The organism is Nonomuraea sp. NPDC050790 (assembly GCF_044456745.1).
Classification (GTDB): Bacteria; Actinomycetota; Actinomycetes; order Streptosporangiales; family Streptosporangiaceae; genus Nonomuraea.
On record NZ_JBITGF010000005.1, the window covers coordinates 221,850 to 244,090 of the forward strand.

General features: G+C 69.3%; 19 protein-coding genes and 1 tRNA gene. 12 read left to right on the forward strand and 8 right to left on the reverse strand.

All coding sequences use genetic code 11. The annotated features are described in order from the left end of the window. Window positions 1-90 precede the first annotated feature (90 nt). A complete protein-coding gene (polA, locus tag ACIBEJ_RS26345; protein ID WP_397185490.1) occupies window positions 91-2,781 on the reverse strand; it encodes a DNA polymerase I in 2,691 nt (896 codons plus the stop codon). Between the two features lie 122 nt (window positions 2,782-2,903). Between polA and ACIBEJ_RS26350 the strand changes: the two genes are divergently transcribed. From ACIBEJ_RS26350 to ACIBEJ_RS26375, 6 genes are all read left to right on the forward strand, one after another. Further along, window positions 2,904-3,248, forward strand: a complete 345-nt coding sequence (locus tag ACIBEJ_RS26350) for a PaaI family thioesterase (protein WP_397186090.1) — start codon at window positions 2,904-2,906, stop codon at window positions 3,246-3,248. Between the two features lie 486 nt (window positions 3,249-3,734). Continuing rightward, window positions 3,735-5,039, forward strand: a complete 1,305-nt coding sequence (locus tag ACIBEJ_RS26355) for a branched-chain amino acid ABC transporter permease (protein WP_397185491.1) — start codon at window positions 3,735-3,737, stop codon at window positions 5,037-5,039. Between the two features lie 11 nt (window positions 5,040-5,050). Further along, window positions 5,051-6,037 carry a branched-chain amino acid ABC transporter permease gene (locus ACIBEJ_RS26360; RefSeq protein WP_397185492.1) on the forward strand — a complete coding sequence of 329 codons (987 nt, stop codon included), beginning with the start codon at window positions 5,051-5,053 and terminating at the stop codon, window positions 6,035-6,037. Continuing rightward, window positions 6,027-6,965 carry an ABC transporter ATP-binding protein gene (locus ACIBEJ_RS26365; RefSeq protein WP_397185493.1) on the forward strand — a complete coding sequence of 313 codons (939 nt, stop codon included), beginning with the start codon at window positions 6,027-6,029 and terminating at the stop codon, window positions 6,963-6,965. The genes ACIBEJ_RS26360 and ACIBEJ_RS26365 overlap by 11 nt, the downstream gene beginning before the upstream one ends. Beyond that, window positions 6,962-7,747: an ABC transporter ATP-binding protein gene (locus ACIBEJ_RS26370; protein ID WP_397185494.1), complete on the forward strand. Its 786-nt coding sequence runs from the start codon at window positions 6,962-6,964 to the stop codon at window positions 7,745-7,747. Before ACIBEJ_RS26365 ends, ACIBEJ_RS26370 begins: the two co-directional genes overlap by 4 nt. 90 nt (window positions 7,748-7,837) lie before the next feature. Next, complete coding sequence (locus ACIBEJ_RS26375) at window positions 7,838-8,239, forward strand: hypothetical protein (RefSeq protein WP_397185495.1); 402 nt, start codon at window positions 7,838-7,840, stop codon at window positions 8,237-8,239. A gap of 48 nt (window positions 8,240-8,287) precedes the next feature. On the opposite strand, the gene ACIBEJ_RS26380 is transcribed toward ACIBEJ_RS26375, so the two are convergent. Together ACIBEJ_RS26380 and ACIBEJ_RS26385 are read right to left on the reverse strand one after the other, a co-directional pair. After that, a complete protein-coding gene (locus ACIBEJ_RS26380) occupies window positions 8,288-9,583 on the reverse strand; it encodes an ABC transporter substrate-binding protein (RefSeq protein WP_397185496.1) in 1,296 nt (431 codons plus the stop codon). A 210-nt stretch (window positions 9,584-9,793) separates the two neighbouring features. Further along, the gene (locus tag ACIBEJ_RS26385; RefSeq protein WP_397185497.1) at window positions 9,794-11,083 is read right to left on the reverse strand and encodes an ABC transporter substrate-binding protein; all 1,290 of its coding nucleotides are present in this window, start codon (window positions 11,081-11,083) and stop codon (window positions 9,794-9,796) included. A 164-nt stretch (window positions 11,084-11,247) separates the two neighbouring features. On the opposite strand from ACIBEJ_RS26385, the gene ACIBEJ_RS26390 reads away from it, so the two are divergent. Continuing rightward, window positions 11,248-12,087, forward strand: a complete 840-nt coding sequence (locus tag ACIBEJ_RS26390; protein WP_397185498.1) for a hypothetical protein — start codon at window positions 11,248-11,250, stop codon at window positions 12,085-12,087. Window positions 12,088-12,328: 241 nt separating this feature from the next. Here ACIBEJ_RS26390 and ACIBEJ_RS26395 read toward each other — a convergent pair whose 3' ends face one another. Then, window positions 12,329-12,913 (reverse strand): ANTAR domain-containing response regulator, encoded by a 585-nt coding sequence (locus tag ACIBEJ_RS26395; RefSeq protein WP_397185499.1) that lies wholly within the window; start codon window positions 12,911-12,913, stop codon window positions 12,329-12,331. A 100-nt stretch (window positions 12,914-13,013) separates the two neighbouring features. Here ACIBEJ_RS26395 and ACIBEJ_RS26400 point away from each other — a divergent pair. The 4 genes from ACIBEJ_RS26400 to dapD all read left to right on the forward strand — a co-directional run bounded on the left by ACIBEJ_RS26400 (window position 13,014) and on the right by dapD (window position 15,882). Further along, a tRNA-Leu gene (locus tag ACIBEJ_RS26400) sits at window positions 13,014-13,086 on the forward strand. 32 nt (window positions 13,087-13,118) lie between these two features. Further along, window positions 13,119-13,889 (forward strand): helix-turn-helix domain-containing protein, encoded by a 771-nt coding sequence (locus ACIBEJ_RS26405; protein WP_397185500.1) that lies wholly within the window; start codon window positions 13,119-13,121, stop codon window positions 13,887-13,889. A gap of 593 nt (window positions 13,890-14,482) precedes the next feature. Continuing rightward, window positions 14,483-14,902 (forward strand): pyridoxamine 5'-phosphate oxidase family protein, encoded by a 420-nt coding sequence (locus tag ACIBEJ_RS26410; protein WP_397185501.1) that lies wholly within the window; start codon window positions 14,483-14,485, stop codon window positions 14,900-14,902. A 17-nt stretch (window positions 14,903-14,919) separates the two neighbouring features. Further along, entirely contained in the window at window positions 14,920-15,882 is a 963-nt protein-coding gene (gene dapD / locus ACIBEJ_RS26415; protein ID WP_397185502.1) for a 2,3,4,5-tetrahydropyridine-2,6-dicarboxylate N-succinyltransferase, read from the forward strand. Window positions 15,883-16,149: 267 nt separating this feature from the next. Here the strand turns inward: dapD and pyk are convergent, their stop codons facing one another. The 3 genes from pyk to ACIBEJ_RS26430 all read right to left on the reverse strand — a co-directional run bounded on the left by pyk (window position 16,150) and on the right by ACIBEJ_RS26430 (window position 19,641). Beyond that, entirely contained in the window at window positions 16,150-17,580 is a 1,431-nt protein-coding gene (gene pyk / locus ACIBEJ_RS26420) for a pyruvate kinase (RefSeq protein WP_397185503.1), read from the reverse strand. 81 nt (window positions 17,581-17,661) lie between these two features. Continuing rightward, window positions 17,662-18,012, reverse strand: a complete 351-nt coding sequence (locus ACIBEJ_RS26425; protein ID WP_397185504.1) for a DUF2784 domain-containing protein — start codon at window positions 18,010-18,012, stop codon at window positions 17,662-17,664. Between the two features lie 15 nt (window positions 18,013-18,027). Next, entirely contained in the window at window positions 18,028-19,641 is a 1,614-nt protein-coding gene (locus tag ACIBEJ_RS26430; protein ID WP_397185505.1) for a S8 family peptidase, read from the reverse strand. A gap of 175 nt (window positions 19,642-19,816) precedes the next feature. On the opposite strand from ACIBEJ_RS26430, the gene ACIBEJ_RS26435 reads away from it, so the two are divergent. After that, a complete protein-coding gene (locus ACIBEJ_RS26435) occupies window positions 19,817-20,608 on the forward strand; it encodes a neutral zinc metallopeptidase (RefSeq protein ID WP_397185506.1) in 792 nt (263 codons plus the stop codon). 119 nt (window positions 20,609-20,727) lie between these two features. On the opposite strand, the gene ACIBEJ_RS26440 is transcribed toward ACIBEJ_RS26435, so the two are convergent. Next, window positions 20,728-22,179, reverse strand: a complete 1,452-nt coding sequence (locus ACIBEJ_RS26440; RefSeq protein WP_397185507.1) for a glutamate synthase subunit beta — start codon at window positions 22,177-22,179, stop codon at window positions 20,728-20,730. Window positions 22,180-22,241 lie beyond the last annotated feature (62 nt).

Genomic DNA, 22,241 nt, shown 5'->3' on the forward strand with positions numbered 1-22,241 from the left:
GGCGAGGTGGGTCTCCGGAGGCGGAGCCGTACCCGGAGAAAAGGAGCGACGGCGGGCGCAGGGGCCCGCCGTCGAGGTCGCGCAGGTGGGTCAGTGGCCCGCGTCCTCCCAGGTACGCCCCACGCCGACCGAGACCTCCAGCGGCACCCGGAGCTGGTAGGCGGCGTTCATCTGGTCGGTCACCAGTTGCCTGAGCCGCTCCAGCTCGCCCGGCGCCGCCTCGAACACCAGCTCGTCGTGGACCTGCAGCAGCATGCGCGAGCGCAGCCCCTCCTCGCCCAGCGCCTGCCGCACGTTGAGCATCGCGACCTTGATGATGTCGGCCGCCGAGCCCTGGATGGGCGCGTTGAGCGCCATGCGCTCGGCCATCTCGCGCCGCTGGCGGTTGTCGCTGGTCAGGTCGGGCAGGTAGCGCCGCCTGCCCATGATGGTCTCGGTGTAGCCGTCGGTGCGGGCCTGGGAGACGATGGCCTGCAGGAAGTCGCGCACGCCGCCGAACTCCTGGAAGTACTCCTCCTTCAGCGCCCGTGCCTCGGCCACCGGGATGTTGAGCTGGCCGGCCAGCCCGAAGTCGGACAGACCGTAGGCAAGGCCGTAGTTCATCGCCTTGATGCGCGCCCGCAGCTCGCCGTCGACCTGCTCCGGCGGCAGGTCGAACACCCGCGAGGCGGTGGCGGCGTGGAAGTCGTGGCCCGACTCGAACGCGGCGATCAGCGACTCGTCGCCCGACAGGTGCGCCATGATGCGCAGCTCGATCTGGCTGTAGTCGGCGGTCAGCAGCGTCTCGTAGCCCTCGCCGACCGTGAAGCCCTGCCGGATGCGGCGGCCCTCGGCGGTGCGGATCGGGATGTTCTGCAGGTTGGGCTTCTCCGACGACAGCCGGCCGGTGGCGGCGATGATCTGGTTGAACGTCGTGTGGATGCGGCCGTCGTCGGCGATCTCCTTGATCAGGCCCTCGACGGTCTGGCGGAGCTTCTGCTGGTCGCGGTGGCGCAGCATGATGACCGGCAGCTCGTGCTCGGTCTGGGTGGCCAGCCAGGCGAGCTGGTCGGCGTCGGTGGAGTAGCCGGTCTTGGTGCGCTTGGTCTTGGGCAGGTTGAGCTTGTTGAAGAAGATCTCCTGCAACTGCTTGGGCGAGCCGAGGTTGAACTGCTCGCCCACGACCGCGTGGGCCTCCTCGACGGCCTGCTTGACCGCGGCGGCGAACTGCGCCTCCATGCCGGTGAGGTAGTCGCGGTCGACCGCGATGCCGGCCCGCTCCAGCTCGGCCAGCACCCGCACCAGCGGCAGCTCCACGTCGCCCAGCAACTGGGTGCCGCCGCGCTGGGACAGGAAGGACTCCAGCGAGTCGGCCAGCTCGCGCACCGCGTGGGCGCGCAGCGCCAGGTCCTTGGCCGGGGCGTCCTCGTCGTCGCCGAACAGCGCCGCCTGCCCGCCCGACTCCTCCTCGACCTTGAGGTCGCGGTGGAGGTAGCGGCGGGCGAGGTCTTCGAGGGCGAAGGTGCGCTGGCCGGGCATGGCCAGGTAGGCGGCCAGCGCGGTGTCGGCGCTCAGGCCGCGCAGGTCGAGCCCCAGCGTCCACAGGGCCAGCAGCGGGCCCTTGGCGTCGTGGACGGCCTTGGGCCGCTCGTCGGAGCCCAGCCACGCGCCGAGCGCGGCGTAGTCGGCCTCGGTGAGCTTGGTCGGGTCGATGTGGGCGGCGGTGCCGTCGGGCGAGGCGATCGCGATGCCGTCGATGCGGCCGGTGCCGCTGCCGTAGACGCCCTTGAACGCCAGGCCCGCGCGGCCCTCGGGCATGGACTGCAGCCAGCCGGCCACGCGGTCGGGGCCGAGGATGATCGTCTCGACCTCGAAGCCCTGCTCGGGCTCCTCCTCGCCGCTGCCGAGCACCTTGAAGACGCGCTCGCGCAGCTCGCCGCGGATCTGCAGGGTGTCGAAGAGCTTGTTGATCTCCTCGCGGTCCCAGGCGCCCTGGACGAGGCCCTCGATCTCGACGTCCATCGGCACGTCGCGCAGCAGCTCGGTGAGCCTGCGGTTCATCAGCACCTGGGCGACGTGCTCGCGCAGCTTGTCGCCGACCTTGCCCTTGACCTCGTCGACCCGGTCGACCAGCTCGGTCAGCGAGCCGAACTCGCGCACCCACTTGGCGGCGGTCTTCTCGCCCACGCCGGGGATGCTCAGCAGGTTGTCGCTCGGGTCGCCGCGCAGCGCGGCGAAGTCGGGATACTGCTGCGGCGTCAGCTCGTACTTCTCGAAGACGGCCTCGGGCGTGAAGCGGGTCATGTCGCTGATGCCGCGGCGGGTCATGAGGACGGTCACCTGCTCGTTGACGAGCTGCAGCGCGTCGCGGTCGCCGGTGACGATCAGCACGTTCATGCCCTCGCCCGAGGCGCGGACGGCCAGGGTGGCGATGAGGTCGTCGGCCTCGAAGCCGGCCTTGGACAGCCGGGGCACGCGCAGGGTGTCGAGCAGCTCGAAGATGAGCTGCATCTGGCCCCTGAAGTCCTCCGGTGTCTCACTGCGGTTGGCCTTGTACTCGGAGTACTCCTCGTGCCGGAACGTGGGCTCCGACCGGTCGAAGGCCACCGCCACGTGGGTCGGCTGCTCGTCGCGCAGGATGTTGGTCAGCATCGAGGTGAACCCGTAGACCGCCTCGGTGTGCTGACCGTCGGTGGTCATGAGGTTGGCGTCCTTGAGCGCGTAGAACGCGCGATAGGCCAGCGAATGCCCGTCGAGCAGCAACAGGCATGGGCGGTTGGGGGTCACTTCACTGTTCGGCACACCAGAAGCCTAGTCTCCAAGTGCGACAGAAAACCTGAGCTCGGAAGACTGGAGGCCCCTCCTTGACGCAGATAGACCGGGTGACCATCGACTCCCTTCACCAGGGCACGCTGGCCGAGCGAATGGGGATAGAGATCCTGGAGGCCGGCGCGGAGCGCGTGGTGGGCCGCATGCCGGTGGAGGGCAACACGCAGCCGTACGGGCTGCTGCACGGCGGCGCGTCGGTCATGCTCGCCGAGACGCTGGGCTCGATCGGCTCGGCGATCCACGCGGGCGAGGGCCGGATCGCGGTCGGCATCGAGATCAACGCCACGCACCACAGGTCGGCCACGTCCGGGCACGTCACAGGCGTGGCGAGGCGTATTCACGGCGGCCGCTCGCTGGCCACGTTCGAGATCGAGATCGCCGACGAGGAGGGCAGGCGCGTGTGCACCTCCCGCCTCACGTGCATGCTGCGCGACGCCTGAGACGGCGAAGGCAGTTCGGCTCACCCTTTGCACACGGCCCCCGTGGGTCGCTACGGTTGACCGGACAGAGCCCGCGGGGAGGCCGAGTAGATAACGTGTCGGGCCGGGGAAGCCCGGACACGGTCCCAAAGGTCACCCCCGGGCTCGCTCTTTTTTGCCCGCGCATTACGCGGGTCATCCCATCTTTACGGGCTCGATACATACATCGCCCTCCTGTGCAGCGCTTTTCCCTCGATCGTTATGGTCTCGTTTTAGTACGGCTCCGCGCCCGCGCCAGGGGTATACCTCGATTTAGCCCCTGACCTGCCGTCTTATTTGCTCACATCACTGACACACCCGCATCACTAATTGGTGACGAACGGTTCGGAACCGGACGTCGCCGGAATAGGCTCCCGCCACAGCATCCCAGTTGTGCCTGCGATGCCCGCGTGTCGAGATGGAGGGGTACAACCCAAGCCCCGCCTTGACCTAATAGAGGGAGCACCATTGCGCAGAGCCGTGATCGCGTTCACGGCCTTCCTGGGTGGACTGATCTTCCTGCTCGCCAGCCCCGCCTCCGCGGGGCCTGCCGACTGCCAGGGAGTGAAGGGAACACTCAAACTCCAAGGCCAGCCAGTGAACGGCGCGAAAATCGTCGTGACCACCGAGGACGGAAAACCCGTCAAGGAGGTCACCAGTAACGCCCAAGGCACATGGGACGTCCAGGTCGACAAACCAGGGAAGTTCAAGGTCACCCTGGATGTCAGCTCGCTCCCTCAGAACGCCGAGGTCCGCGGCGGCAACAACGTCCGCACCCCGACGGTCTACAAGGACAACTGCTCCACCGTCCTGTTCGCCCTGGTTCCCAAGGGCGGCGGCGAGCAGACGCCCGGAGCCCCGGCTCCCACCGACACCTCGACCGACAGCAACTTCTGGCCGCGGGCGGCACAGCTCACCTTCGAGGGCTTCAACCTCGGCCTGATCATCGCCCTGGCCGCGATGGGCCTGTCGCTCATCTTCGGCACCACCAAGCTCACCAACTTCGCCCACGGTGAGCTGGTGACGCTCGGCGCGCTGATCGCCTACCTCTTCAACGTGGGCTTCGGACTCGGCGTCATCCCCTCCGCGGTGATCGCGGTCGTGGCCGGCGGCGCGTTCGGATACCTCCAGGACCGCTTCTTCTGGGGGCAACTGCGCAGGCGGGGCACCGGCGTCATCGCCATGATGATCATCTCCATCGGCGTGGCGATGTTCCTGCGCTTCCTCTTCCTGTTCCTGTACGGCGGGGACAGCGAGCCGTACACGGAGTTCAACGCCCAGGCCGGCGTGACGGTCGGCCCGATCACCGCAGCGCCCAAGAACTTCATCATGATGGGCATCGAACTGGTCGTCCTCATCATCGTCGGCATCGCGCTGCTCAAGACCCGCACCGGCAAGGCCGCGCGCGCCGTCGCCGACAACCCGGCGCTGGCCGCCTCCTCCGGCATCAACGTCGACCGGGTCATCCGCGTCATCTGGACCTCCGGCGGCGCCATCGCCGCGCTGGCCGGCATCCTGCTCGGCCTGTCGCAGACCGTGAAGTACACGATGGGCCAGGACATCCTGCTGCTCATCTTCGCCGGAGTCACGCTCGGCGGCCTCGGCACCGCGTTCGGCGCGCTGGTCGGCTCCCTCATCGTGGGCCTGTTCATCCAGCTGTCCACCCTCTGGATCTCCCCTGAGCTCAAGAGCGTGGGCGCGCTGGCCGTACTCATCATCGTCCTGCTCTTCCGGCCGCAGGGCATCCTCGGCCGCCGCGAGCGGATCGGCTGACGGGGGGAAACATGGACTGGTTCAACATCATGGTGACCACCGTCGAGGCTGCGGTGGGCGTCGAGACGGTCTTCTACATGCTGGCCGCGATCGGCATCAACCTGCACTTCGGGTACACCGGCCTGCTCAACTTCGGCCAGGCGGCCTTCCTGGGCGTCGCGGCGTACGGCCTGGCCGTCACCGTCGTCACGATCGGCCTGCCGTTCTGGGTGGGCATCGGCGTCGGGATCGCCTCGGTCATCCTGCTCGCCCTGCTGCTCGGCATCCCGACGCTGCGGCTGCGCGCCGACTACCTGGCGATCGTCACGATCGCGGCGGCCGAGATCGTCCGCCTGATCTTCCGCTCGGTCACCTTCAAGGACTACTTCGGCGGGTCGGACGGCCGTTACGGCTTCTCCGAGGGCTTCTTCGCCATGAACCCCTTCTCCAAGGGCGAGTACGGCATCGGCCCCTTCACCTTCAACGAGCGCGTCACCTGGGTCCTGCTCATCGGCTGGATCCTCGTCGCCCTGTCGTGCCTGGTGATCTACATGCTCATGAAGAGCCCGTGGGGCCGCGTGCTCAAGGCCATCCGCGAGGACGAGGAGGCCGTGCGGGCGCTGGGCAAGAACGTGTTCTCGTACAAGATGCAGTCGCTGATCCTCGGCGGCCTCATCGGCAGCTTCGGCGGCTACATCTACGCGCTGGGCTACGCCTCGGTGCAGCCGGACGCGTTCTCGACGGAGCTGACCTTCTACGCCTACACGATCGTCATCCTCGGCGGCGCGGCCCGCGTCTTCGGCCCGGTCGTGGGCTCGATGATCTTCTGGGTTCTCCTGGTCTTCGTCGGCAACCTGCTCAACGAGCTGATCGAGGCGCAGTACATCACCTGGATGTCGGTCAACCAGATCGGCGCCTTCCGCTTCATGCTCGTCGGACTCGGCCTGGTCCTGCTGCTGGTCTTCCGTCCACAGGGTATCTTCGGCGACAAGAGGGAGATCGCACTCGATGCACGCTGAAACCACGCCCAGTGACATCAAGGCCGCGGCGCTGGCCGCCTTCAAGAACCTCCAGCGCGAGCCCGGTGTCGCCAAACCCGACCCGATCCTGGTCGTCGACAACGTCGTACGCCGCTTCGGCGGCCTCACCGCGGTCGACGTCAAGCACGTGGAGGTCCAGCGCGGCTCCATCACCGCGCTGATCGGCCCGAACGGCGCCGGCAAGACCACGTTCTTCAACCAGCTCACCGGCTTCGACACCGCCGACGCCGGCGAGTGGACGTTCAAGGGCGCCAAGATGAACGGCGTCGCGGCCCACAAGGTCGCGCGCTCCGGCATGGTCCGCACGTTCCAGCTGACCAAGGCGCTGTCGAAGCTGACGGTGATCGAGAACATGCGCCTGGGCGCCCAGAACCAGAAGGGCGAGAGCTTCTTCCGCGCGCTGCTGCCCCGCTCCTGGCGGGCCCAGGAGGACGAGATCACCGCGCGCGCCGACGAGCTGCTCGCGCGCTTCAAGCTGGACGCCAAGCGCGAGGACTTCGCCGGCTCCCTGTCCGGCGGCCAGCGCAAGCTGCTGGAGATGGCCCGCGCGCTCATGGTCAGCCCCGAGCTGGTCATGCTCGACGAGCCGATGGCCGGCGTCAACCCGGCGCTCACGCAGTCGCTGCTGGGCCACGTCAAGGACCTGCGCGAGCAGGGCATGACCGTGCTGTTCGTCGAGCACGACATGGACATGGTCCGCGACATCAGCGACTGGGTGATCGTGATGGCCCAGGGCACGGTCATCGCCGAGGGCCCGCCGGACACGATCATGTCCGACGCCCGGGTGATCGACGCCTACCTGGGCGCCCACCACGACGCGCCGCTGTCGGAGGAGGAGCTGGAAGAGCAGCTCCACGAGGCCGAGGCCGCGCTCGAGGCCGAGGTCGAGGAGGAGGCAGGCAAGTGAGCAGCATCCCGGAATCCAAGGCGGCCGTCACCGACCGCAGCGCCCACGTGGCCGGGGCCGAGAACGCCGTGCTCCGGTGCGACGAGCTCATCGCGGGCTACCTGCCCGGTGTCAACATCCTCAACGGCTCCGACCTGTACGTCGGCGAGGGCGAGCTGATCGGCATCATCGGCCCCAACGGCGCCGGCAAGTCGACGCTGCTCAAGGCCATGTTCGGACTGGTCAACATCCGCAGCGGCTCGGTCGTGCTCAAGGGTGAGGACATCACGAACATGAAGGCGCACCAGTTGGTCGCCCGCGGGGTCGGCTACGTCCCGCAGACCAACAACGTCTTCCCGAGCCTGACGATCGAGGAGAACCTCGAAATGGGCGCCTACCAGGTGCCCACGAAGTTCAAGGAGCGCTTCGAGTTCGTCGCCGAGCTGTTCCCGGCCCTCAAGGAGCGGCGCAAGCAGCGCGCCGGCTCCCTGTCAGGCGGCGAGCGGCAGATGGTGGCGATGGCCAGGGCGCTCATGACCGAGCCGTCGGTGCTCCTGCTGGACGAGCCGTCGGCGGGCCTGTCGCCGAAGCTGCAGGACCTGGTCTTCATCCAGGCCCAGCAGATCAACAAGGCGGGCGTGACCGTGATCATGGTGGAGCAGAACGCGCGGCGCTGCCTGCAGATCTGCCACCGCGGCTACGTGCTCGACCAGGGCCGCAACGCCTACACCGGCACCGGCCGCCAGCTCGCCAACGACCCGAAGGTCATCGAGCTCTACCTGGGCACGCTGGCACGGGCGTAACCACGCTGCCTTGCGCGAAGGGGTCCCCTTGGGGCCCCTTCTCCGCGTTTAATGAGCAATGTGCGACGCATTACGGCTATAGCCCTGTTAATGCCCATGCTCGTGGCGTGCCAGAACAGCCCACCCGCGCAGAAGACGCAGGCGGCCGCCACGGAGACCAGCAAGTACAGCACCGGCGGCGACGCCGACGACGACCCCTGCACGCGGATCGTCTCCTCCATCGGCTACGCCGGGCTGCTGCTCCTTCCCGCGGGTGAGGAGGACCGGCAGAACTTCGAGAACGCCGTCCTGGGCCGCCTGGCGGAGCTGCGCGGAATCGTCCAGGAGTTCGGCCCCCGGCTGCCCCAGACGCTCCGGGGCGAGGCGGAGAAGGTCGAGAAGGCCACGCAGGGGCTCTCCAGCGCCCAGACCCCCAGGAAGCGCCAGGTGGCGCTCCTGAAGGACTACCGGGCCGCCGCCGACAGGATCGTGGCGGGCTGCAAGGGCGGGTGAACGCGAAGAAGCCCCGGGACCGCGGTCCCGGGGCTTCTTCCTGGCTACTTACTCGGCGATGTTGCCGGTGCGGTAGTCGATGGCCTTGGCCGGGTACTTGTTGTCGTCCCCGTACTGGTAGATGCCGATGGTGGCCGTCGCCGGGTCACCGGCGTCGTTGAACTCGACCGGACCGCTGATGCCGTCGTAGTCGATGTCCTTGCCGGCCTTCAGCAGGTCCACGCAGGTCTTGAAGTCGTTGCACTTCTCGCCGCCCTTGCTGACCTCGCCCAGCTTCGTGGCGATGTCGGTGCCCGCGTCGCTCTTGGCGGCCTCGGCGGCCAGGGCGATCAGGTTGGCGGCGTCGTAGGACTCGGGCGCGTAGCTGAAGTCCTCGAGCTTCGGGTTGACCTCGAGGAGCTTCTTCTGGAACGCGTCCGGGGCGGCCGCGCCGGGCAGCGTGCCCTTGACGCCCTTCAGGGTGCCCTTCGGGAACTTCAGGAAGTTCGTGTTGGACAGGTTGCCGTCGACCATGTACCAGTGGTGCTTGTCGGCCGTCAGGCCCTGCTTGACGAGCTCCTGGACGACCTTGTTGGTCTCGGCGAAGCCGATGAGCACGATGCCCTTCGGGTTCTTGGCCTTGACCTTGGCGACGTCGGCCGAGAAGTCCGCGGCCTTGGGGTCGTAGATGATCTTCTCGACGACCTCGCCGCCGCCGGCGATGACGGCCTTCTCCGTGGAGTCGGCCAGGCCGGTGCCGTAGGAGTCCTGCAGCGCGAGGATGGCGACCGTGTCGTCGCCGTCGGCCACCGCGAGGTCACCCAGGACGCGGCCCTGCAGGATGTCCGGCGGAGCCGTACGCCAGAACAGGCCGTTGTCCTTGTAGGTGGTGAGCTCGATGGAGGTGTTGGCGGGCGAGAAGTGCACCACGCCGGCGCCCGTGATCTTGTCGATCACGGACAGCGACACCGAGGACGAGGCGGCGCCGATGATGGCGTCCACCTTCTTGGCCAGCAGGCTGTCCACGGACTGCGAGGCGATCTGCGTCGTGGTGTCGCCGGAGTCGGTGTGCGAGACCGAGACCTGCTTGCCGAGGACGCCGCCCGCGTCGTTGATCTCCTTGACCGCCAGGTCCACGCCCGCGAACTCGGGCGGGCCGAGGTAGGCGAGCGAGCCGGTCTGCGGGAGGAGGGTGCCGAGGTTGAGCGTGCCGTCGCCCTTGCCGGCAGCGGCCGAGGTCGCCGGCGCAGCCGAGTCGGTGGCCGTGGTGCCGGCGGTGTCAGCGCCGCCGCCACAGGCCGTCAGAGCGAGGCTCGCCGCAGCCGCGACGGCGAGCACGCGCCCGAGTGGGGCAATGCGGGTCATGAAGTGTCTCCTTCATCCAGGCCGGGAGGCTGTCAGCACCGCCGACGTTCCCGATCGAATGAGCGAAACGTACAAAAAGCAGCAGGCTTCCAGCTAGATGCCTGGAAGAACTGTCGGCACTTGGATGCGGAGTCGTAATCACTCCTCAACTTATGGAGAAAACCCCCAGGTAGCGGCCGGTTATCTGGGAAACCGGCCGCTGACGCCCTGTTACCCCGCGATGTTCCCCGTCCGATACTCCAGCGCCTTCGCGGCGTTGAAGGTGTTGTTCTGGCCGAATTGGTAGATGCCAATCGTGGCGGTGGCCGGATCGCCGGCGTCGTTGAACTCCACGGGGCCGCTCACGCCGTCGTAGTCGATGTCCTTGCCCGCCTTGAGTAGATCGGCGCAGGCCTTGAAGGCGTTGCACTTCTCGCCGCCCTTGCTGACCTCGCCCAGCTTCGCGGCCATGTCGGCGCCCACGTCGCTCTTGGCCGCCTCGGCGGCGAGCGCGATCAGGTTCACGGCGTCGTAGGACTCGGGGCCGTACCCGAAGACGTCGAGCTGGGGATTGACCTCCAGCAGCCGCTTCTGGAACGCCTCGGGAGCCTCCGAGCCGGGCAGGGTGCCCTTGACACCCTTCATCGTGCCCTTGGGGAACTTCAGGTAGTTGGTGTTGGACAGGTTGCCGTCGACCATGTACCAGTGGTGCTTGTCGCTGCTCAGGCCCTGCTTGACGAGCTCCTGGACGACCTTGCTGGTCTCGGCGAAGCCGATGAGCACGATGCCCTTCGGGTTCTTCGCCTTCACCTTGGCCACGTCCGCCGAGAAGTCGGCCGCCTTGGGGTCGTAGAGGATCTTCTCCACGACCTCGCCCCCGCCGGCGAGAACGGCTTTCTCCGTCGAGTCGGCCAGGCCGGAGCCGTAGGCGTCCTGCATGGCCACGATCGCGACCGTGTCGTCGCCTTCCGAGACCGCCAGGTCGCCCAGGACCCGGCCCTGGAGCAGGTCGGGCGGGGCCGTACGCCAGAACAGGCCGTTGTCCTTGGCGTTGGTGAGCTCGATGCCCGTCGCCGACGGCGAGAACATCAGCACGCCCGAGCCCGTGATCTTGTCGAGGATGGACAGCGAGACCGAGGAGGAGGCCGAGCCGACGATGGCGTCGACCTTCTTGGCCAGCAGGCTGTCGGTGGATTGCGCGGCGATCTGGGTCGTGGTGTCGCCGGAGTCGGTGTGCGAGACCGAGATCTGCTTGCCCAGGACGCCGCCCGCGTCGTTGATCTCCTTGACCGCCAGGTCCACGCCCGCGAACATCGGCGGACCCAGGTAGGACAGGTTCCCCGTCTGGGGGAGCACGGAGCCGAGGACCAGCGTGCCGTCGCCCTTGGCGGCGGTGGTGCCCGGCGCGGAGGCCGTGTCGCTCGCCGGGGTGCCGGCCCGGTCGGGACCGGAGGATCCGCAGGCCGCGAGTGCGAGGGCCGAGACCGCCGCGGTCGCGACGGCCAACGCTCGCCGAATCATCGATATCTCCTTCTTGCAGAGATGCAGGGGGGACATGGAGTTCGCGAAATCCACGATCAGCATGACTCCGGAAATATCCGGCGCGAGCGGCCGGGACCTTACGATGCGCAGTCGTGACTCCTCCTTAACCTGGCGCCGCCGGAAGCCGCCCCTACTGTGGCGATGTGAAGCGCACCGCCGCCCTCCTCGCCCTCGTCCTCGGCCTTTCCGCCTGCGCGGGCAGCCCGCCCGTGCCCTCCGCCACCCCGCCCGAGGGGCTCACCGTGACCCTCACGCAGGGGCGATCCGACATGCCCAAGCACATGCTCAGCGTGGTGATGGCCAACAGCGCCGCCACGCCCGTGTGGGTGTCCGACGTGCGGTTGAGCGGGCCGTCCTTCCAGGAGACGGGGTTCTCGCGCATGGACACCGCCGTCAAGAGCGTTCCGGTCGCCCTGCGCGTCTCGTACGGCGCCGCCAACTGCGCGCCGGGAGCCGTCCCGGAACTGCGGCCGGCGCGGGTGATCGCGCACGTCAAGGCGGGTGAGGAACCCTCCCGCGAGGTCACCTGGGCGCTGCCCCACCCGGAGCCCCTGCTGGCCAAGCTCTTCCGTGAGGAGTGCGAGCAGTTCCTGGTACGGCAGGCGGTGGAGATCGGGTTCGGACCGGACTGGACCGAGAAGGACAAGGTTCTCCACGGCACCGTTATCGTGACGCGACGTGATGGCAACGAAGATGTGACCGTGGCCGAGTTGTCAGGCAACGTGCACTATGAACTGAAATTTCGCGAGATGACGCTTAAGGCGGGTGTGGGGCGGTTGGAGATGCCCGTGGAGATCACCCCGGGGCGCTGCGACCCGCACTCGTTCGCGGAGGCCAAGATCGCGATGCTGTTCAACGCCCGGGTGGCGCTGGGGGCGGGCGAGCCCCGGTTCCTCGTCTTCCGCTCCGACACGGTCCAGACGCCGTCGACGCGGCTGGACCAGCTCTTTCTCGGCTACGCCCGCAAAACCTGCGGCCTCTAGCCGACCGCAAGAGAGCCTCACTCCTTGGCCGTCCTCACACCGCTCCCCACGGCCGCCTCGCTCCCCGGCCAACCCCAGAGCCGCCCAAGGGGCCCAGAAGCCCATGACCCGTGGCCTATGGGCCGTGGGCGGCGAAGCGGCGTACCCCCGACAGGCGTGCACGGACCGCCACAAGACGCACGGCCGCCCGAGGCCGCTCGGGACGGAGGCTACGGCGAGCGAGGCGCCGAACCTCGGGGGGCTATTCGGTCTTGGTGGCGTCGGCCACGACGATCTGGGCCACTTCGCGCATGCTGAGGCGGCGGTCCATGGAGGCCTTCTGGATCCAGCGGAACGCCTGCGGCTCGCTCCATCCGTGGGCGGCCATCAGCAGCCCCTTGGCCCGTTCGACCAGCTTGCGGGTCTCCAGCCGCTCGGACAGGCTCGAGACCTCGGTGGCCAGCGCCACCATCTCCTCGTGCCGGCTGACCGCCATCTCGATCGCCGGCACCAGGTCCGCCTTCGTGAACGGCTTGACCAGATAGGCCATCGCCCCCGCGTCCCTGGCCCGTTCGACCAGGTCCCGCTGGGAGAAGGCGGTGAGGATGAGGCAGGGGGCCACCCGTTCGGCGACGATGCGCTCGGCCGCCGAGATGCCGTCGAGCACGGGCATCTTGACGTCGAGAATCACGAGGTCGGGCTTGAGCTCGGTGGCCAGCAGTATCGCCTGCTCACCGTCACCCGCCTCACCCACGACGACGTAGCCGTCCTCCTCAAGCATCTCCTTGAGGTCGAGGCGGATCAGCGCCTCGTCTTCCGCGATCACTACTCGCCGCTGCGTACTCACGAGCAGAAGAGTACCGAGGTCCGCTACATTAGATCCACGCCGGTGTCCGGGCGCGTATGCGTGGAGTGTCGGCTCTCTTTCCAGACATGTCTGGAAATTTGCCCCGATAGCCCAACGGCAGAGGCGATGGTCTCAAACACCATTCAGTGTGGGTTCGAATCCCACTCGGGGCACTCTTGTCGTACCCGGCTGCGAAGCTGCCCGCGTGTACTCCCCCGCGGTCCGCGCTCGCGCGCTTCTCCTGCTTGACCAAGGGCTGAGCCTCAGCGAGGTGAGCCGCCGGACCGGCGTCAACCGGTCGACCCTGCGTACCTGGCGACAGGATCCCGATCGCACCTCCCCCATGACTGGCGTCTGCGCCCGCTGCGTGGAGCCACCACGCCTGCCGGAGCCTTGCGACGCCTACGCCTACCTTCTCGGCCTCTACCTCGGTGACGGCTGCCTCAGCCCCGTCGGGGACCTGGCCAAGGGCGTGTGGGCCATGCGCATCATCTGCGCCGACGCCTGGCCAGGACTCATGCGTGAATGCGAGCGAGCGCTGCGCGCCGTCCGGCCGACCAACCGCGTCCGGGCCTCCCGCCGGCCCGGCTCCCATGAGATCAGTTCCTATTCCAAGCACTGGCCGCACATGTTCCCCCAGCACGGTCCTGGCAAGAAGCACCATCGCGCGATCATGCTCCAGCCGTGGCAGGAGGAGGTCGCCCGCATGCATCCGGGGCCGCTGGTGCGCGGGCTCATGCACTCGGACGGCTACCGCGGCCTCAACCGCGTGCGGCGCGAACTTCCTGGCGGGGTGCGCTGGTACGAGTATCCGCGTTACCTGTTCAAGAACGAGTCGGCCGACATCCTGCGGATCTGCGGGGAGGCGCTCGATCGGCTGGGGGTGGCCTGGCGGTACAGCAAGCGCAACGAGATCTCCGTGGCCCGGCGGGAGGCGGTGGCGCTGCTCGACTGCCACGTGGGCCCGAAGGCATGAGGTCCTCGGGCCGAGGGCGGTGACCAGGGCCGCTGGGCATGGGATCGACCGCGGCCAGGCGGCCTCGCCTGCGCGCGGGCAGTCTGAGGGCTGCGCAGGGCGGTTGAGGCTGTGCCCGGGCAGTTTGAAGGCTGCGGCAGGTTGAAGGCTGCAGCAGCGGCAGTTTGAGGGGTACGGCAGCGGCAGTTTGAGGCTGTGCGGGGCACGAGGGGCGGACGGGTCGGTCGGTGGGCAGGCTTGGCGACGGGCTGTCGGCGGACGTGGGCGAGCGCGCACGGCGCGGTGCCCTAATGGGGTGGTGTGGGGGCTGTGGTGGGGAGGTTTCGGGCGGCTCCGTTCCGGTCGCTGCGTCCTCGCCAGCACATGCCTGGCGAGGGCGCGGGGTTCGGGTTGTCGATTGTGGCGGCTGTCGCCGGCGCGAACGGGGCGGGCGGGGCGGGCGGGGCGGGCGGGGCGGCGGGCGTCTGCGCCTACGGTGACGGTGTGGCGGCTGGGCGAAGCTGGAGGGTGGAGTGGCGGGGTGCGTCGCGTTTGGGGAGGTGGCGGTGGGTTAGGGTCGGCGGCAGGAGTACGACGATCTTCGGGGGGTTGCCGTGGCACTGAGCGCTGCTGATCGGGAGGCGTTCCTGGCGGAGCCGTATGTCGGGGCGGTCGCGGTGGAGGCGGGTGCGGGGCGGGCGCCGCTGAGCGTGCCGATCTGGTACGCCTACGAGCCGGGCGGCACGGTGTCGTTCCTCACCGACGGCGATTCGGTCAAGGCACAGCTCATCGGCAAGGCGGGCAGGGTGACGATGCTCGCCCAGCGGACCCACCCGACCTACAGGTACGTGTCCGTCGAGGGGCCGGTGGTCGGGAGGAATCCCACCACGCTGGAGGAGATGACCAGGATCGTCGCCCGCTACCTGCCCGACGAGGCGGTGGCCGGCTACGTCGAGCAGTCGAACCTCGCCGTCCTCGTGACCTTCCACATGCGGCCCGAGCGGTGGCTGTCGGCCGACCTCGGCACCATCTGACCCGGTATTTTGGGCCCGTGACTGCTATCGATCCCACCAGCACCGGCGCCCACGGCACCGGCCTGGCCACCATCGCCGCCGACGGCACCGTGCTCGACACCTGGTTCCCCGCGCCCGAGCTGGGCGAGCCCGGCTTCACCGGCACCGAACGGCTCTCCGCCGAGGAGGCGGGTGAGCTGGCCGAGCTGACCGGCCCCGACCCGGCGCGCGGCGTCGAGGTCGTCGCCGTGCGCACCGGCATCGCCAAGCTGTCGGAGCCCCCGGCCGACGCGCACGACGCGTACCTGCGTCTTCATCTGCTGTCGTCGCGCCTGGTACGGCCGCACGGGCTGAGCCTGGACGGGTTGTTCGGGCTGCTGGCCAACGTCGTGTGGACCGACAGGGGGCCGTGCGCGGTGGACGGGTTCGAGCGGACCCGGCTGCGGTTGCGTGCCGCGGGCGCGGTCACCGTCTACGGCGTGGACAAGTTCCCGCGGATGGTGGACTACGTGATGCCCTCCGGCGTCCGGGTGGCCGACGCCGACCGGGTGCGTCTCGGCGCCCACCTGGCGGCCGGCACGACCGTGATGCACGAGGGCTTCGTCAACTTCAACGCCGGCACGCTGGGCGCGTCGATGGTCGAGGGCCGGATCTCGGCCGGCGTCGTGGTCGGTGACGGGTCCGACGTGGGTGGCGGCGCCTCGATCATGGGCACGCTGTCGGGCGGCGGCAAGGAGGTCATCGCGATCGGCGAGCGCTGCCTGCTGGGGGCCAACGCCGGCGTGGGGATCTCGCTGGGTGACGACTGCGTGGTGGAGGCGGGCCTGTACGTGACGTCCGGCACCAAGATCGCGCTGCCGGACGGCCGCGTGGTCAAGGGCCGCGAGCTGTCGGGCTCCAGCGGGCTGCTGTTCCGCCGCAACTCCCAGTCGGGCGCGGTGGAGGCGGTCGCCCGCACGGGCCAGCGCATCGAGCTGAACGCCGCCCTGCACGCCAACTGAGGCCGGGCAAGGGGAAACCCCGCGAGACCGGGTAGGCGGTGCTCGCGGGGTTTCGGCGGTAAAGCCTCAGGCGAAGGGCCTTCGGTGGAAGGGCCTCTCGCGACGAAGGGCCGCTCGCCACGAAGGGCCTCTCGCGACAAACGGCCGCTCGCCACGAAGGGCCCTCACCTAGAAGGGCCCTCGCCGGGAAGGGTGTCCGGCGAGAAGGGTGTCCGGCGGGAAGGGCCCTCGGCGAGAAGAGCGTCGGGGTGTCCGGCGAAGACCGGCTCAGTGGGCGTGGGAGACGGCGGAGCCGATGGTGTGGACGCGCAGCGCGTTCGTGGAGCCCGGGGTGCCGGGAGGGGAACCGGCCACGATGACGACCTTGTCGCCCTTCTCCAGCCGGCCCAGCGACAGCAGGGACGCCTCCACCTGGCGGACCATGTCGTCGGTGTGGTGGACGAACGGCACGTGGAAGGTCTCCACGCCCCAGGTCAGCGACAACTGCCCGCGTACGTGCGGAGCCGAGGTGAAGGCCAGCAGCGGGATCGGCGAGCGGTAGCGGGCCAGGCGGCGCGCGGTCTCACCGGACATGGTGAAGGCGACCAGCGCCTTGGCGCCGACGATCGCGCCGACCTCGGCGGCGGCACGCGCGATGGCGCCGCCGGTGGTCTCGGGCAGCCGGTCGAGGCTGTGGGTGGCCTGCAGCGAGGACTTCTCCGCGGCGCAGGCGATGCGGTCCATCGTGGAGACGGCCTCGATGGGGTAGTTGCCGACCGAGGTCTCGCCGGACAGCATGACCGCGTCGGCGCCGTCCATGACGGCGTAGGCCACGTCGGAGGTCTCGGCCCTGGTGGGGCGCGGGGCGTTCATCATCGAGTCGAGCATCTGGGTGGCGACGATGACCGGCCTGGCCTTCTCGCGGCACAGCTCGATGATGCGCTTCTGGACGATCGGCACCTCTTCGAGGGGCAGTTCGACGCCCAGGTCGCCGCGGGCCACCATGATGCCGTCGAAGGCCTCGACGATCTCCGGCAGGCGCTCGACGGCCTGCGGCTTCTCGATCTTGGCGAGCAGCGGCAGCCGTACGGCCTCCTGCTCCATGATGTTGCGGACCACGTCGGCGTCGGAGGGGCGGCGCACGAACGACAGCGCGATCATGTCGAAGCCGGTGCGCAGCGCCCAGCGCAGGTCCGCCTCGTCCTTGTCGGTGAGGGCGGGGGCGCTGACGTTGACGCCCGGCAGGTTGAGGCCCTTGTTGTCGGAGATCATCCCGCCGATGACGACGCGGGTGGTCACGCGCTGGCCGTCGACGCGGGTCACCTCCAGCACCAGGCGGCCGTCGTCGACCAGGATCGTGTCGCCGGAGCGCACGTCGCCGGGCAGGCCCTTGTAGGTGGTGGAGACCTGCTCGCGGTCGCCGGGCACGTCCTCGGTGGTGATAGTGAAGACGTCGCCGAAGCCGAGCCGGACCGGGCCCTCCTCGAAGGTGCCCACGCGGATCTTGGGGCCTTGCAGGTCGGCCAGCACGCCTACGCCGCGGCCGAGGTCGGCCGCCACCTCCCTCACCCGGTCGAATACCTCTTTGTGCAGCTCATGGTTGCCATGAGAGAGGTTGAATCGGGCGACATCCATCCCGGCGGCGATCAGCTCGCGCAGTCGCTCGGGGGAGGATGTGGCAGGGCCAAGTGTGCAGACGATTTTCGCGCGACGAGTCACGAGTCCCACCTTAATTGGTACAGACCACTTGATGGAGCGAAGCGAGCATCCTCGGTCGCGCCATCACCCGTGAGGACCCCGTCATCGACGTCGGAGAACGTAGCCGATATAGGAGAACAGCACGAGAACGGCCACACCCCAGCGCGCCAAGAGTGTGTATTCCTCCGGGTAGATCACGCCCTCGATGTAGTGGTCGATGAACCCGGACGCCGGCAGCCCCGCCTGCCCGGCCCGCTCGCGGCCCCAGTCCTCGACCAGGGTCAGCGGGCACTCCATGCCGGTCGTGACCGACAGCACGCCCCAGGCGGCGACGCCCAGGTGGATCCAGATGGTACGCGGCCACCGCCAGGCCAGGAACCCGCCGACGGCCATGTAGACGAGGAAGGCGAAGTGCACCAGCATCGCGCCCTCGGCGATGAGGCGGTACCCCATGCCCCGACCCTACATTCAGCGCCCGACCGTCGTGGCGTTCAGCGCGTTGACGATGCCGCGGCCGTAGAAGCCGTTCTTGGCCGCCTCGCCCTCGCAGGTGTGCGTGGTCTGCTCGTCGTAGATCCGGTAGACGTACGCGCGCGGCGTCGGGCAGGGCTTGCGCGTGGCGCTCTTGTACAGCAGTTCCTCGACCGTGGCCGGGGACAGCGCGAGGCCGCCCTTGCCGGGCTTGCCGAACCGGCTGATCAGCAGGGCGGCGACGCCGGTGGCGTGCGGGGCGGCCATGGAGGTGCCGTCCAGGTACTGGTAGTACGCGCAGGAGCCCTTGGAGCAGTCGCGGACCACCTCGTTCGTCTTCGGCCTGCCGTTCTTGTCGATCTTGTCGCTGGCGCGCAGCGCCTGCTCGGGCGCGGCGGCGAGGATGGAGCGGGTGGGTGAGGCGCCCTTGCCATCGAGCGCGTCGCCGCCGGGCGCGGACAGGTCGGTCTGCTCGACGCCGTAGTCGCTGTAGATCGCCTTGCGGCCGGACGGGCCGACCGCCGAGATCGAGATGACGCCCTTCGACTCGGCGGGCACGTTGAGGCAGGAGTTGTCGACGTGGCGCACGCGCTCATCGCCGCGCGGGTAGCCGGGGCTGTCCTTGTCGAGCTTGGGCCGGCCCAGGTCGGTGGCGCCGTTGCCGAGGGCGGAGATGAGCGTGACGCCCTTCTTCCTGGCGTAGTCGAGCGCGCGCTGCATGCCGGTGATGATGGCCCGCTGCTCGGAGCGCTCGCGGGCGCTGTCGTCCTTGTTGGCGGTGCAGTTGAACAGCCACGGGTCCACGTAGTAGCTCATGTTGACCACGTCGACGCCGATGTCGGCGGCGTAGGTGAGGGCGTCGAGGCTGGGCTTGAGGAAGAAGAAGCCGGAGTCCTGGCCGGCGCGGATGTTGACCAGCCGCACGCCGGGCGCGACGCCGGCGACGCCGATGCCGTTCAGCGGGGAAGCGATCGTGCTGGCCACGTGGGTGCCGTGGCCGTCGTCGTCGCGGTCGACCGGGTCCTTGCAGCCGGCGGCTTCGCACGGACCGTCGAGCGTCTCGCCGTGCTTGTCCTTGGGCCGGTCGGTGACGAAGTTGCGCGACAGGGCGCGCTCGAAGTTCGGCGCGATGTCGGGGTGGTTGCCGTCGATGCCGGTGTCGATGACGCCGACCAGCACCTTCTTGCTGCCGGGCAGCGTGGCGTTGGCCTTGTCGGCGCCGATCATCCGCATGTCCCATTGGCGGCCGGCCAGCGGCTCCCTGCCCTTGACCGCGCCTTCGCGGGCCGAGGCGTCAGGGACGGCGGCCGCCGTACCGCCGCGTCCCGGGCTCGCGGCGGCGTGGCCGATCTCGCGGTCGGAGGAGACGCCCACGATGGCCGGGTCGTCGTCGAGGACGGCGGTGAAGCGCTCCCCCGCGCCCGTGGCCAGCACGTATCCAAGCCGTTCCTCGGTCCGTACGGCGGAGCCCCCCGCCCGCCCGATCGCGCCCAGCGCTTCGAGCCGCTTGCCGTCGGCGTAGAAGACGAGGTAGTCGGCGTTCGCCTCGGAGGCGCGCTGCGTGGCCGGTGCGCAGGCGGCGAGGGAGGTGACGAGGGCCAACCCCGTCAAGACTGAGGCGATCCGCCGCATTGCTCCCCCTTTGTCACGGCCAAGGAAACGCATCTTTCCGACACTCACCCAATAGGTCAACTTCATGCCGATATTTCGGTATCTAGTGGTAACTGCGGTGGCTTTCAGGTGAGCGGCAACCGGCTTTCAAGAGGCACCGGCCACCGTGAGGGGCATGAGACTCACCGCCGTCGCCGCCACCGCGCTCACCGCCGCGGTCCTGACCGGCCTCGCGCCGAGCCCGGCGATGGCCGGCTCGTACCCGATCAAGGACCGCAGGCTCACCCACAACGCCCTGTACGGCACCGGCCAGTTCCCGGCCTCCGCCTGCCGGGTCGCGCCGCCCGCCGACCGTGGGCACGCGGCCGTGCGCGCGTACCTGACCACGACCTACACCTGCCTGAACACCGCCTGGGGCAGGCACCTGAGGACGCACGGCCTGCCCGGCGCGAAGCCGTCGTTCGCCTACCTGACCCGTCCGGACGCGCCCTTCTGCCAGGGCAAGGCCGCCGACATCATGCCCGGCGCCTACTGCAACCCGACCGGCGCCATCGGCGTCTACCTGCCGGGACCGGTGAGGGAGTACGCGCCGGAGGTGGGCTTCCTGCTGGTCATGGCGCACGAGTACGGTCACCACGTCCAGCGGCTGACCGGCGTGCTCCAGGGCGCCGCCCAGGAGAGGTACACCTCCAAGGCCCACGTCCTGGAGGCCCAGCGGCGCTACGAGCTGCAGGCCGACTGCCTGGCCGGCGTCTACATCGGCAGCGTGTGGGACGCCCAGAAGCGTTCGGTGCCCGAGTGGGGCACGCTGATCGCCATCGCGTGGTCGCTCGGGGGCGAGAAGGGCAGCAAGGCCAACGACCACGGCAGCCGCGCCAACCGGGCGCGCTGGTTCAACAGGGGCTTCGCCGCCGAGAGCCCGGCCGCCTGCAACACCTGGACCGCCGCCCCGGACAGGGTCGCCTGACGACGCCGCGAGCCTCGCGAACGGGAGCCGGCCCCGGGAAACCCGGAGTCTCGGAAAGGGAGCCCTGGGAAAGGCGACGGCGGGGCGGTTGGGACCGCCCCGCCGTACCGTGTGCTGGGTCAGACGAGCGAGCGGGCCGTCGGGAGGATCGGGTACGGCAGCGCCGTCTCCCCCGTCAGGAACGCGTCCACCCGGGAGGCGGCGGCGCGCCCCTCGGCGATGGCCCAGACGATGAGCGACTGCCCGCGCCCGATGTCACCCGCGGAGAACACGCCCTCGACCGAGGTCATGTACGAGGAGTCCCTGGCGACGTTGCCGCGCTTGTCATAGGCGACGCCGAGTTCCTCCAGCAGCACGCTCTTCTCCGGCCCGGTGAAGCCCATGGACAGCGTGACCAGCTCGGCCGGGATCTCCCGTTCCGTGCCCGGGATGGGCTTGAAGCCGGTCTGCGGCCCTTCGACCTCGACCAGCCGCAGCGCCCTGACGTTGCCGTCGGCGTCTCCGGCGAAGCCCATGGTGGAGACGGCGTAGACGCGGTCGCCGCCGCCGTCGGCCAGTTCCTCGTGGGCGCTCTCCATCTTGAACAGCGTCGGGTAGGTGGGCCACGGCTGCGAGCCCGCGCGGGACGCCGGCGGGCGCGGCATGATCTCCAACTGGGTCACCGAGGCGGCGCCCTGGCGGATGGCGGTGCCGATGCAGTCCGCGCCGGTGTCGCCGCCGCCGATGACCACGACGTGCTTGCCGCGGGCGTTGATCGGCGAGTCGGCCAGGTCCCGGTTGGCCGGCGGCAGGTACTCCATCGCCTGGTAGACGCCGCGTAGCTCGCGTCCCTCGACCGGCAGGTCGCGCCACTGGGTGGCGCCGCCGGCGAGCACGACCGCGTCGAACTCGGCGCGCAACCGCGCGGCGGTGACGTCGACGCCGACGTTGACCGAGGTGCGGAACTCGGTGCCCTCGGCCCGCATCTGCTCCAGGCGCCGGTCGATGTGCCGCTTCTCCATCTTGAACTCGGGGATGCCGTAGCGCAGCAGCCCGCCGATGGCGTCGGCCCGCTCGAACACGACGACGTCGTGCCCGGCGCGGGTGAGCTGCTGGGCGGCGGCCAGCCCGGCGGGGCCGGAGCCGACCACGGCCACGCGCCTGCCGGTTCTGACCGGCGCGGGCTCGGGACGGACCCAGCCCTCGGCGAAGGCCCTGTCGATGATCTCGACCTCGACGCGCTTGATCGCCACGGGGTCGGAGTTGATGCCGAGCACGCAGGCGGCCTCGCACGGGGCGGGGCACAGGCGGCCGGTGAACTCCGGGAAGTTGTTCGTGGCGTGCAGGCGTTCGATCGCCTCCTGGAAGTCCTCGCGGTAGACGAGGTCGTTCCACTCGGGGATCAGGTTGCCCAGCGGGCAGCCGTTGTGGCAGAACGGGATGCCGCAGTCCATGCACCGGGCGGCCTGCTGGTTCAGCTTGGCCGGAGGGAAGTCGGTGTAGACCTCCTTCCAGTCCTGGATGCGCACGTCCACGGGACGGCGCGCGGGCAGCTCCCTGTCGTGCGTGAGGAAACCCTTCGGGTCAGCCATTGGAAGCCCCCCATCCCTGAACACTCTTGGTCGACACCGCCGGCCGATCACGGCCCGGCTCA